Below are 12,498 nucleotides of genomic sequence, written 5' to 3' on the forward strand. Positions count from 1 at the left end.
GCAAGGCAGGAAATGTGCTCTGCCTTCCGCGCAAACCGCTTCCAAGGGCAACTTTCGGGCCCCTGGAGGGGCGGCCTAATCGCCCCCGAGAAGCGTGGCCTTAGCTTTTGTGAACTCTCCGTCGGTAAGTACGCCGTCTCGACGCAGCGCAGCCAACTTCGCGATCTCGTCGGCGGCGCTCGGTGCGTTCGTTGCAAGGGCCTGCGTAGGCTTCTTTTTCGCCTCAAAAGATTTCCGGGAGATGAGGTCGACCGCTTCGCGCACCTTGTCGGTGGTCTCCAAGTTGAACTCAAACGTGTGGGCGGCTCCGCCGACATTCAGCGTGATCGACTTCAGTTTCGGTGCCAAAAGGTTCATCCCACCGGACAAGAAAGTTGCGGTAACGCCGCCCGGTGGGGCGATCGAGCCATGCATGCTTACAGAGTTAACTTCGCTGTACAGAATCCTTTGCACGTCGTCAGCAACTCCTATGCCTAGCTTCCATTCTATGAAGTCGGGGTACAGCCTCAAAAAGCCCTTGACGCTGGTCAACTCCAAGATGAGTGTCGCTCGTTTGGCTTTTTCCTCGGCTGCCTTCGCCTCTCGCTTGGCTTTCTCCTCGGCTGTCTTCTCCTCTCGCTTGGCTTTATCCTCAGCAGCCGCCTCCTTGTAGGTATTGACAATCGAATCCTTGGCAGCTGCCATACGTTCTTTGAAAGAAGCCATGTCCTCCCTTTCGGAGTCACACCCTAGAGATCCGGCCTAACGCCACCAGCCGCGTCCGCTGTATGGAAAGCCAGCATAGTACGGCTCGCCATACGACCGGAAGGGAGGCCATTGACACCGGAAACCCAGGCTGCACCGTGGAGTGAAGACTACGACGAAGATTCAGGACGCAAAGCGAATGCACACGTCTACGCAAGCTACGGAACAGCTAGGTCACCAAGCACAACCACCACAACCTCGACCTACGTACATCTACTGCCCGAGAATCACTTGCGTGACGCGTCGATCGCGGACGCCGCCTTCAGTGACCGTAAGCGGCGGGTGTTATAGTCGCCTGCTTTACCGTTCGGGCAACGTGTTGTCCCAACGGTCGCGCCAGTTTCCATACAGTCCATCGTTCAGATCTGCAGAGGGCTTACGCCAATGGCGGCCGCTGGTCGGCAGGGGCGGGAGTCGATCCGGGTCCTGGGCAGGCGTGAAGGCGCCAGGGCGCGGGTTTGCCGAACCATTTGGCGTCTTCCTGTGCGCTGAAGTCGGCTTTGTAGGTTGCTGCTGCTGTGGGAGCTGCACAGGAGTTGGCCGCTGTGGAAGCTCCTTTCTCTGCCGCTTGATGTACTCGAGGTCACTGCCGACATCTTTGAAATCAGCTGTGCCTTTGTGAATCCGGGAAAGGTCCAACATCTCGGTCTCCAGCCAGTACCTCCTCAGCAATGTCTCTTCTCCGGGGTATCCCGTACCTTCTGCCGTGATGAGCGCGTGGCCGGCTTCAACCATCAGCTGGAGTCTGGCCACTTCGCGGTTGGCCGGGGTAGCGGCCCTGCCGTAGACATCCGCCAGGGAGTTCCACGTATGGAGCAGCGCATCGAGAAGGTATTCGTCTTTGAGCGTTTGGCGGACCTTTGAGTTGCTGAGCTCCAGAATGTCCATGACAAGCGCGTTGGGCATCGTCGCGGAGTGCCGGCCGTGAAGCCGCAGGAAGGTGTCGACCCTTGCGGCTGTAATGCCATAGGCCCGTAGCCAAGTGAGTACCGCCTGAGACTGCCCGGTGCCCGGTTGGCGTTCCTCGATGTAAGTCGCCGCGGTCCAGTTGATGAAGCGTGCATATGGGTGTGACTTCATGGTTACCTTTCGTGTCTGAGGGCGTCTGCGGCGCCCGGAAGTTTCGGATAGGGGCAAAAGAAAAGGACCGTCCAGGGGACGATCCTTTTAGCGGTCATGATTTTGAGGCTGACTTAGGGCGTAGAGGTTGGCTCCTTTCGGTGCTTAAAAGAAAAGAACCCCTGCTGTTGCAGAGGTTCGAAGGTTGTTGAGGCAGTATCCCCCGTATGCCGCTACCAATTCAACGGCGATGATCACACGGTCTGACGCTGGCTATCAGACTGCCTATACGAAGCATTGATAGCGGGTCGTGTCAATGGTTTTTGGTTACGCGTAACAGCGCACGTTGGTATCTACTTCTTACGTTAGCAGTCGCTCCAAATTTAACTGTGCACGCAGATCATCAGCAGTGCTTGCGGCCTTCGCAAAGAGATGACCCCTGCGGCAGGCTCGGGTCCTTCTTGAGCTATGCCCGATGTTCCCGCGACTTCCGTGTCACTTGCAAGTCGAGGGTTCGGGTAACTATCGCCAGGCAAATTCAGCGCCGCGGGTCGGTCTGCAGCTCCGGTCCTCGAGTGCTGCAGAATCGGATCTTGCGCTAGGAGGAGGGCAGCTTCTTCTAAGTTTGACCTTACTGGATCCTGTCAAGTTTCTTGCGTACGCGCCTCGGGTCCCGGGCTGATGATTGCTCCTGTCCCATCAGAGCATAAGACAGAAAAATGAAGGTGCGGACGGACGTTTTCTCATGGGTGTCCACGTGGGTGTGATCCACGATTTTCACAGTGCTGCCGGGCGACATGAGCCCGACCATGGTGGCGTTTCTGAAAATACCCTCTAAAGTCGCCACTGCCCCAGCCCTACAGAATCTTTAGTATCGGCGTTCAAAGTACGGGAGTGGAAGTAGCTGCGAGAACGCTGAGCTGACCTTGGCGATATCTACCCGTCCATTCTTAGTTTTCCTGATGCCGCCGTGTCATCGTCGACACGGCACCAGCACGAATTAGGATGACACAGGCACATATAAGTCGGGGGAAAAATTGCGCATAGAGAACGTCCGGTCCATCAAAAGTTTCCGCATCTTTCAGAACTGGTCTCCCAGCAGCGATTTCACAGGCTTCAGCGACATCAATCTCATCTATGCCAATAACGGCACTGGCAAGTCGACCTTAGCGTCGCTCCTTTCCCCCGCCCAATCACCCGATGCATGGGAAGCCGGCGTCTCTGTGGAGGTTTCCGGTACGGGAATCACAGAGACGAGAACCGTTGTATCTTCTGAGGACGCCTTTTGGGATCGGATGGCAGTCTTCAACAAGGATTATGTTGCCGATTGCTTCGACTTTTCGGTCGGCGAGGCCAAAGCACTCTTGGCAATCGGTCAAGCAAACGCGAACCGTGAGAAAGAGCTCCGAGCCGCGCGTACGCGCTTGGACGACTTGTCGCGCCTAACCGACTCTTTGACGAAAGAAGCCAAGCGCAAGCAGGCGCTTCCTAACGCCATTCTTAAAAGCATCGGGACACTCGTTACGTCCACCCTTGGCGGCGTAGACGGCTACGGTCGAGGTTACGACGCTCGCAACGTCTTGAAGCGACTACCCTTCGCGATGCCGCTTGAGGAACGCAGTGATTTTAGGACCGAAGAAGAGATAGCGAAAGCTCAGAGCACGTTCCTCGAGGAGGTCGACATACCTCTGATTTCAGCTATAGAGCCTCTATCGTGTTCGACCCTCAGCGATCTTTTGGATCGGATCCCAACAGCACGAGTCATTGATACTTTGGCAGCACACCCCGAACGGGCTGCTTGGGTACAACAAGGTCTGGATCTCCACAACCATGAGCATGTGTGCCTCTTCTGTACCGGCGATTTGTCTCGAGAGCGCCTAGAGGCTCTAAACCGCCACTTCGACTCCAGCTCGCGTGAGCTGCAAAATGATTTGCGCCTGCTCCGCAAACAGCTCGAAGCCCTGGTCGCTTCGTTAGGCAAGTTGCACGCGCTTTTTCCTGAGTCGGGACTGCTCTACCCAGAGTTTCGGACGGAATATGACCTGCTTCGAAGCTCACTGAAGATCCAAATTCAAAAAGATCTTAGCGAACTGGAGAAGCTCCGGGAGTTCCTCGAACGCAAGCAGCAGCACCTACATGATGCGGCTCCTCTTCCGGAGAGTTGGCGGACTAAGTCGTTTTCTATTCCGGACGTCAGGCCGCTCAAGAAGCTCCTTGCTGCCCACAACGACAGAAGTACCCGGTTTGAAGCTGTTCGGAAGTCGGCTTGCCAAAACCTGGAAGCCTTTTGGATCGGTGAGCAACAAGAGACCTATATGGCGGCACTGCATGATGCGGACGCTGCCGCAACGGCTGTTGAAGACAATGCCAAGGCGATCAAAGGTACTCGGCGTGTCATCACTGAGTTAGAAAATGCCGAACTTGATCCTGCGCCCCCGGCCGAATGGCTAAACCAGCGTCTGCAAACCCTTCTGGGCAGGTCCGACCTCAGGGTCGAGCCTGTGAAAGGCAATCGGTACGCGATATATAGGCACGGCGAGCCGGCTCTGCACCTGAGTGAGGGGGAATGCACGGCTTTGGCGTTGCTCTACTTCGTTCGGAGCCTCAACACCGGAGGTCGGAGCCGTCGTGACCAAATCATCGTTATTGACGATCCCGTGTCTAGCTTGGACGAGAACTTTACAGTCGGCGCGTCGAGCCTCCTTTGGTCGGAATTGGTCCAGCCTTCCGTTTGCTCGTGCGGAGCACCACTGGATTGTTCATGCGGCCAGAAGCCTACACGCGACTGTGGCCAGGTCTTCCTGATGACCCACAACTTCGAACTTTTTCGGATTTGGTCCAACCAACTAGATCGGCTCCAGAGTAGCGTAATGAAACAAGGGCGCCGCTTCAGGATTCTAGAGCTTCAGGCTCAGGGCAGGAGAGTGGAAGTGGGGGTTGCACGTCGCGTGCCCGTCTGGCGCGATTGGGGGTCTGACCAAAACAAGGAGCACAAGGCGCTTCGTACACGCCTGAGATCGGAATATCACTATCTGTTTTGGAGGGCGGCCTCAACGCTGATCTCGTGCCAAGGTGAACCCACAATTGAGCACGAGATGGACGCGGCCATCATCCTGCCGAACATTTGCCGACGGATGTTGGAGGGATTTCTTAGCTTCAAATTCCCCGCCCTAATGGGTGATTTCAGACTTCAGATGCAAGCAGCAATTGACCAGGTTGATGAAGGCCTGACACGTCAGCGAATGGTCACTTACCTGCATCAGTACTCGCACCAAGAACGTGTGGAGACCACGCGGGGAGTCAATCGTCCCGAGGCTGTTTCCGTTCTTCATGCCGTGTTTGAACTCATGCGAAACCACGATGCCAAGCATTTTATGGACATGTGTACTGCGTTGGAGTTGGACCCCGTGCTTCTAGCAAGCCGGGCGTCCAACTCCGGAAGCGGCCTTGAAGCTGCAATTGCTTGAGGGCGGTCCATCCTGCCTGCAGTCACATCGAGCGCGGCTGGCCTGGGGTTGCCCGCAAGTCGTGGACAGTTGATCAGGCGGCTTGTGCCGGCTGAGGTCGTGCCGTGGTGAGCAGGGTAGCAGCCAAGACATCGAACACCCCCGAATCCTCCGGCGGCAACTGCGGCTTCCGCACCGTGGCTCTTTAGATGAAAGCTGACCGGACGCTAGACCCCGGCCAGACCCCTGGTCGAAGGGGGAAGCTGGCCGAACGGCTCCTCCCAGGCGGCACAGAACCCGACCCACGATTCACCCTGGCCAACGAGCGCACGTTCCTGGCCTGGATCCGAACGTCACTCGCGCTCCTTGCTGGCGGCATCGCCATCGAAGCTTTCACTGCTGACTTGTTCCTTGAACCGGTCAGGAAAGGCATCGCTGTCCTGCTGCTCACGCTGGGCATGCTTCTCAGTGCCGGCGCCGCCCTGCGCTGGATACGGGTCGAACGCAGCATGCGGAACAAAGCTCCCCTGCCCCTACCCCTGATTGTGCCGCTGCTGGCCGGAGCCGGGGCGCTGGCCGCAGCCGTCGTGCTGGTCTTTATCCTCTGGCGCTGACTAGTGCCACCACGCCGGCCGCCCGCTGTCGCACACGGAGCCCCGGCCTCCAGCCGGAGCGGACGACTCTCGCATGGGGCAGAACAGTGCTGGCCCTGGTGACAGAGAGCGCAATCTTCCTACGCTGGCTGCCCCACCACGGCTTCCCCATCCTGGTGCTCGTCGCCGTGGCCACCAGCACGGCCGCTGCGATCTACCTCACCCAGCGCCAACGTTACAAGGCCAGCTCGCACAGCATTTCACGCGAATCCGCCGACGCCGACATCCCGCTGTGCTCTGGACAACCATCGCAGGCTGGTCTTAGGGCTGCTGGGCGTGGCCGTTATCCTGGCCCCCTAACAAGATGCAGCGCGCTCCTGGTGAGAAGAAGACGGCGACCCTACGTGGCGACCTCGCCGCAGCTACGGCGCCCAGAAGTTCATGCGGTGATTGACTAGAAAGCCGCTCGATCCGAAATTAGGACCGCAGCCTAGATAACGACCGTCAGAGACCTGACATGCCGATCCCGCTACACCTCAAACCTCATCTAGGTCAAGCTTTGTCAACACTAGAAGGACAAAAAGCCTCTGACCTGCGGAAACACTGTGCCCGAGGTGGGACTCGAACTGCATTCCTGGCCTTGCAATCACTGAGAAGTCCCGGAAACATGCGGAATCCGGGCCAATACGACGCCTCTACCAGCGAATCCAAGCCCGAAAGTGTGGACAATGCCCACACCCCGCTTTAGCCAACTGGAGCAACTCAAAAGCCGTCCCGAGGTCGGCTGTCACAGCTCTTTTAGACTGCGGCAGGAGCCTTCCGAAACGAACCAAGCAACTTCCCCGGCCGCCACATCCTAGGCCCTCTGCCACAGCTGACAAAAGGCGCGAAATCGTCGTTTTCTAAATGCGGGCTTGCTGATTTCACCCAGGCATTCTCCAAGTGCTGACCGAACGTGGGACGCCCGAGACGACCCGTCAACGCTCTGATCGCGATCATGGTTCATGTCGGAGGAGTGGTGTAAGCCGTGCGTTTGCATGTATTGGGCCGACTTGACGTCACCTTGAAGGTCATAGTGGGAGGATCCCTAGGATTCTATATTTCCCGTGGATAGTCTGGGACAAAACACCACCCTACGCGAGCGTCAGTGAGAACGTGATCGAAGCAGCTGCTGCGGTAATTGGCCGGAACAATGTCACCATACTCGGCCGGGAGGATGGGCCTGTGATGATGTTTGCCACGGTTTTGGCTGCGATCAGGCTATGTGGCGGAAGCTGTTGCCTTATTTCGTTGATGATTACCGGCTGGTGCTTTTTGATCATGTTGGTGCAGGACATTCCGACATCAGCGCCTATGACTGGGAGAAGTACGGGTCCCTGGATGGGTACGCGTCGGACCTGCTCGAGATTTGTGCCGCCCTTGACCTCGAGGACGTTATCCTGGTGGGTCACAGTGTCAGCACGATGATCGCCGTGATCGCCGCAGTGCAGGACCCCGACCGTTTCTCCCACCTTGTCCTGCTTGCTCCCTCACCCCGTCATACGAACGACCCTTACGACGCCTACGTGGGCGGGTTTTCGCGGGAAGACATCGAGGGCCTGCTGGCGTCTCTGGACAGCAACTATTTCGCCTGGGCCGCGGCCTTGGCGCCGATGGTTATGGGCAACCCGCAGGAGCCGGAATTAGCGGAGGACCTGCGTGTCAGCTTCTGCCGGACAAATCCGTCCATCGCACGGCACTTCGCCGGGGTGACCTTTTTTTCCGACACCCGCCCTCAACTGAAAAAGTTGCATACGAACTGCCTGATTCTGCAGTGCTCCGACGATCGGCTTGCCCCGCCGGAAGTGGGCGCCTACCTTCACAAGAATCTGGAACACAGCACCCTGGTGCAGCTTCGGGCCACAGGGCACTGCCCCCACGTCAGCGCTCCGGAGGAAACGGCCCGGGCGGTTCTGCACTACCTCGACATCCGCTCGTGACATGCGCCGCCGGCCCTCTCCCCCGCTCGCTTGCGGGCGAGGATTCCCCCCGGTGGCTAACTTTGTGCTTTCCGTCATGGGAGCCTTGCCGGATTCGGACGTTCCCTCATCAGAAGACGAAATGTCCCATCGGGCCGCTAGTCAGCTTGGTCCGGTCAATGTTTGGTTATCTGGTAAGTGTGGCCGGCCGTTCGGAGTCGCTGGATGAGCACGTTGCCGAGTGCAGTGGCCGGTGTCAGCGACCCTTTGGCGGTCGGCAGCAGGTCACCGTCGAGGGTGAGAGCGAGTGCAGTCTCGCCTGCCATCACGGCGGTGGCGGCATAGCCGGGATCACCGGGGCCGGCAGCAATCGCCTGGTATCGGTGGCCGTCCTCGGTGCGGGCGGTTACCTGGGAGTGGAACCAGCCCGCGCGCTGCGTGCTGGTGCTCGGACCCGCACCTGGTGCCAGAAGACAGCGGTCGAGCAAGCGCCGGGTGGGCGGGAACGCCATCGCGGCCGTGAATGCCCGGAGCCCGAGTGCTATTGCCCTGGCGATGATCGCTCCTGCTGGTCCGGGGGCTACCCCATCACCTCGCCGTACTGAAGGGAACGGCCGTAGGCCCAGCCCTGTAATGCGTTGCTGCGGCGCACTATCCGAGTGTTGACCGCGGCCATGATGAAAGGCGCGGTCCAGGTGCCGTCATCGGAACGGCGCACAGGACCGGCGTCAAGAGGCTGTTGTGTCCTCGGCTCCCGGGTGCGGTCAGGGCTCAAAGCGTAGGGGTCCGCGGCTAATGACCTCAGGGCGGTGCTCGATTGCATCGCGTCGAGCTGCCCGCGCATCGACTCGAGCGTGCCTCCGCTGATGCCACCCTTGGCCCTAGCAACGAGTTGGACCTCACCCAAACCGCCAGCGCCATCGGCTACTGCTGCCTGATGAAGCAGCAGTACGGCGAGGTCGGACGGCACGGAGTCGTAGCCGCAGGAGCGCACGAGCCTGGCCCCGCTCGTCCTGGCCAGGGCGTCGTAGCGATCGATCGCCTCCCGGATGAAGGACACCTCACCGGCGAGGTCGGCGTAGTGGGTACCGGCCCGTGCGCAGGCCTCGACGACGGGTAGTCCGTGTTTCGCGTATGGACCGACGGTTGTGAAGAGCACGCGCGTGCCCGCCGCTAGGGCGGCGATCGAGTCCGCGTCCTCCGAGTCGGCTTCGATGAGGGCCCACTCGTGCGCCGCGACCGGCAACTGCGACCGAACCGCCTCGAGTCTGGACCTGGACCGGCCCGCGAGTCCGACTCGCATGCCAGCCGGTGCATGCTCCGCGACGTAGCCGGCGATCAGTCGGCCAACAAAACCCGTCGCTCCGTAGAGAACGAGGTCATGTTCCCGAGATGAGTTCTCCATAACTGCAGCCTTTCACAGCGGCAACTCCACGCCGACACACGGCTCCTTGCCTTGGTCCTCGGAACAACCGGAACTGATCCGCGTTCTCGACCGCAGGATGAATGGCATCGGCCGAAAGTCATGCGGCTCGATTCTTTTCCCTCGATGGATACGTAAAAGCTGTATCGCTGTTTGTCATTCTGATATGCCCCATGATCGCTGGGCGGACCCTCCGCGCAACGAGGGCGCTACCGCGCCGACCCCGGAACCTAAAACTTCTCCACTGGAACGATGAAGCATTGCCCCCAGATGAAGTTTTCGCCCACGGCGTCGGTTCCCCAAGTTGCACTCCAGCCCCTTAGCCCAGCGGGTGGTCCCCTACCAGAACGACGGCCATAACCAACGACCGCAGAATACACAGCAACACAGAGGGTGAAGGGAACCACGGGATCATGGAAAAGCTCACGATCACAACACCATCAGATGTCCTCAGCTTCATCGGGCACACCCTGGGCTTCTGGCCGCAGGAAAGCCTGGTCTGCATCACCATGAACCAGAACAGCATCGGCGCGACCCTGCGCATCGATCTGCCCCGCCAACCAGGCCAGGAACTCCCCTACGCACGCACCGTCGCCCACTACCTCACCAGCGACACCACCGCCACATCCATACTCTTCGCCGTCTACACCAGCGAAACCGCCTGCCCCGGCCAGGCCCGACCATATGCCGGCACCATCGCCGCCCTTACCGGGGTCCTCGCCGAACAAGGCATCACCATCCGGGACGGACTCGTCGTAGGAGACGAAACCTTCTCTCCCTACGACGGCGAACCCGGCACCAGCCTCGCCCTGCCCGTCAGCTCCACCCAGACAAGCGCGATCAACGCCGAGTTCATCTACCGCGGCAGTTTCGTCGAACCCACCGACCGCATCACCGTCCCGACCAGCAACCAGGCAGAGGCCAAAGCTGCCGCCGTCGAACATCACATAGACACCATCGCTTCCCAGCCATCCAACACCGCGCTGCAGCAGGCCAGGGAACTCTGGGCAGACATGCTCGACTCCAAGACCTTCCCGAGCGACAACGACTGCCATACGCTCGTCGCGAACCTGCAATTCCCAGCAATCCGCGACCGCCTCATCGCCGACATCCCCGGGGTCGACGAACCCATGCAACAGATCCTGTTCGCCCAAACCGACCAGGCACCGAAATGGTCACGCATCGAATGGGCACAACAACTGCTCCTGCACGCCTACACCCGCACCAGCCCCGAACACGCAGCACCCGTCCTCACAGCCATCGGCTACATCAACTGGTGGGAAGGCAGAGGAAGCAAAGCACACCAATTCCTCCAACTCGCCCTCGACACCGACCCCGCCTACCGCCTCGCCCGCCTCAGCGACCAAATGATCGGCTCCGGAATCGTCGCCGGCTGGAACATGAACAAAAACACCGCCTACAAAACACTGCCCTACGACCTGCCTGAGGCACTCAAAGCGCGAACCGGCAGAGCGAGTTTTGTCCTAGGTCAACCGGGGGACAAAAAACTCATTAGCGGGTACCACCATCACTGCTAAGCAGCTACTCCACCGGCTCCGAGACCAGCCACGACAAACCGAACCGGCCCGCAGCCTTCGTTGACGAAACGTCGGTTATCGGCTCTTCGAAACAGCCGGGGGAGTGCCTGTAAAAGGGGTGAACTGTAACGGATTTTCGATGACTAAACTTAGCGCGCACCTACATCGATGGCTGCCCCTTTAGAGTGCGTCACCGGCTAGGTCGGCGAGGTCCGCCGCGTCGAGTTGGAGGTTAGCGGCTTGCAGGGCCTCCCTGATGCTCCGCGTCTTGGTCGCGCCTACGATGGGGATAATTCCGGGCCCCTGCGCGATGACCCAGGCGAGCATTACCTGATGGGGAGTTGCCCCATGTCTTTGGGCGACTCGAAGGACCGCCCTGACCGGATTGGCACCACCGTTCAAAGGTTGGTATGCAAGGTAAGTGATCCCCGCGCGCCTACATGCCGCGGCGAGAGGGAGATCCTCCGATGACGTCACCGAGAGGCGATTCTGCACAGCGTCGATCTTGGTCACTGTCCGTGCGCGGTCCAGTTGATCAGCGCTGACGTTTGACAGCCCAATTGTTGCCACGAGTCCTTCCGAGCGAAGTTCTGCCAGCGCGGCAACGCTCTCCTCGATGGGCAGCTTGGGGTCGGGATGGTGGAGCTGGTACAAATCGATCCGTTCAACACCTAGTGTCCGGAGGCTGATTAGACAGTGCCGGCGCAAGGCCCCGGGGCTTCCATCCACGGGAAAATCGTTTCCCCTGCGCCAGTGGCCGCCTTTTGTTGCGATGGTTACGCTGTCTTTGCCAACTTCGGCAATCACCTCTCGAACGACTTCTTCTGCGTAGGACTCGATGCCCGGGCGTGTATAAGCCAGCGCCGTGTCCACAAGCGTCACCCCGCCGTTCACAGCGTCTACTAAAGCCTTTACAGCCTCGGACCGCACTAAATCGCTGAAAGCAAACTTTGCTGTGCCGATCGCGATAGGGAAAGTAACTCGGTCAGCCATAACTGTCCTATCCACATGTTTCAGTTTTCGGTCACATTTTCCGTCGCCGGCTCGGCTGCGCGGGGACCTAAAGCTGGACGGTTCGGTGCCTCAGTGAATGAGTTTACGCAGCCAGCCAAGCATCCTGCGTTATCCGCCAACTCCGGAGCCCCTCTTTACCGCCGATGAGTGGCTCATCAGGGCCGCTGCCGCTGTTGTGTTGGCAGGAAGTTTCGCCCCCGATCCGGCCCCAATCCCCACGTCAGCGACTATGGCCGTTCGGCGCCCTGCAGGTCCGTTTCGCCAAAGGTACCGCAGGGTTCGGGCCCAGACGGCGCACCGTCCTCACCGTTCCGGAGTTTGACTGGGTCGTGGACCAGCTGAAGACCTGGACATCCGACGGGATGCGGCAGCGGTTCCCAACGGCTGACCGGTCATCGGCTCTTTGGCCCAGCGAGCGTGGAGCCCGGATGTCACTGGGTTCTTTCGGGGATGCCTTCGCAGCTGCCCGTGACGCCGTCGAGCTTCCGAAGGAACTGGGGCTGCACTGCCTTCGGAACTACGCGTCCGCCTCGTCGCTTCCGAGGATAGTGGGTAGGCCACGCAAAGCAGAGGACCCGATCCGCTGGGCGGTCCCCTGCGGCCGCTGCGGCCAGCACCATCAAACAGTCGTTCGATGGCCCGACGCCGGAGTCTGCGGCTACTGCTACCAGCAAGCAAAACGCACCCGCGGGCTCTGCGCCTGCGGGCACGACGGCGTCCTGC

10 protein-coding genes are annotated in these 12,498 nt (G+C 59.7%); 5 read left to right on the top strand and 5 right to left on the bottom strand.

Annotation, left to right across the window (positions count from 1 at the left end):
- Positions 1-75: 75 nt before the first annotated feature.
- The gene (locus QF047_RS10710) at positions 76-705 is read right to left on the bottom strand and encodes a hypothetical protein (RefSeq protein WP_223994848.1); all 630 of its coding nucleotides are present in this window, start codon (positions 703-705) and stop codon (positions 76-78) included.
- 339 nt (positions 706-1,044) lie between these two features.
- Complete coding sequence (locus QF047_RS10715; RefSeq protein WP_307276622.1) at positions 1,045-1,824, bottom strand: hypothetical protein; 780 nt, start codon at positions 1,822-1,824, stop codon at positions 1,045-1,047.
- A 1,016-nt stretch (positions 1,825-2,840) separates the two neighbouring features.
- Between QF047_RS10715 and QF047_RS10720 the strand changes: the two genes are divergently transcribed.
- The 4 genes from QF047_RS10720 to QF047_RS10735 all read left to right on the top strand — a co-directional run bounded on the left by QF047_RS10720 (position 2,841) and on the right by QF047_RS10735 (position 7,821).
- Positions 2,841-5,270, top strand: coding sequence for an AAA family ATPase (locus QF047_RS10720; protein WP_307276624.1), 2,430 nt, complete (start codon positions 2,841-2,843; stop codon positions 5,268-5,270).
- 188 nt (positions 5,271-5,458) lie between these two features.
- Positions 5,459-5,863, top strand: coding sequence for a YidH family protein (locus QF047_RS10725; protein WP_307276627.1), 405 nt, complete (start codon positions 5,459-5,461; stop codon positions 5,861-5,863).
- 98 nt (positions 5,864-5,961) lie between these two features.
- Positions 5,962-6,300 (top strand): hypothetical protein, encoded by a 339-nt coding sequence (locus QF047_RS10730; protein ID WP_307276629.1) that lies wholly within the window; start codon positions 5,962-5,964, stop codon positions 6,298-6,300.
- Between the two features lie 804 nt (positions 6,301-7,104).
- Complete coding sequence (locus QF047_RS10735; RefSeq protein WP_307276632.1) at positions 7,105-7,821, top strand: alpha/beta fold hydrolase; 717 nt, start codon at positions 7,105-7,107, stop codon at positions 7,819-7,821.
- A gap of 155 nt (positions 7,822-7,976) precedes the next feature.
- Here the strand turns inward: QF047_RS10735 and QF047_RS10740 are convergent, their stop codons facing one another.
- Both QF047_RS10740 and QF047_RS10745 read right to left on the bottom strand, forming a co-directional pair.
- Positions 7,977-8,312: a hypothetical protein gene (locus tag QF047_RS10740; RefSeq protein ID WP_307276635.1), complete on the bottom strand. Its 336-nt coding sequence runs from the start codon at positions 8,310-8,312 to the stop codon at positions 7,977-7,979.
- A gap of 68 nt (positions 8,313-8,380) precedes the next feature.
- Positions 8,381-9,205, bottom strand: a complete 825-nt coding sequence (locus QF047_RS10745) for a trans-acting enoyl reductase family protein (RefSeq protein ID WP_307276638.1) — start codon at positions 9,203-9,205, stop codon at positions 8,381-8,383.
- Positions 9,206-9,636: 431 nt separating this feature from the next.
- Here QF047_RS10745 and QF047_RS10750 point away from each other — a divergent pair, with 431 nt between their 5' ends.
- A complete protein-coding gene (locus QF047_RS10750; RefSeq protein ID WP_307276641.1) occupies positions 9,637-10,761 on the top strand; it encodes a DUF4192 domain-containing protein in 1,125 nt (374 codons plus the stop codon).
- A 180-nt stretch (positions 10,762-10,941) separates the two neighbouring features.
- On the opposite strand, the gene QF047_RS10755 is transcribed toward QF047_RS10750, so the two are convergent.
- On the bottom strand, positions 10,942-11,754 hold the full coding sequence (locus QF047_RS10755) for an aldo/keto reductase (protein WP_307276643.1): 813 nt from the start codon (positions 11,752-11,754) through the stop codon (positions 10,942-10,944).
- Between the last annotated feature and the right edge of the window lie 744 nt (positions 11,755-12,498).

This window comes from Arthrobacter sp. W4I7 (assembly GCF_030816215.1).
GTDB lineage: Bacteria > Actinomycetota > Actinomycetes > Actinomycetales > Micrococcaceae > Arthrobacter > Arthrobacter siccitolerans_A.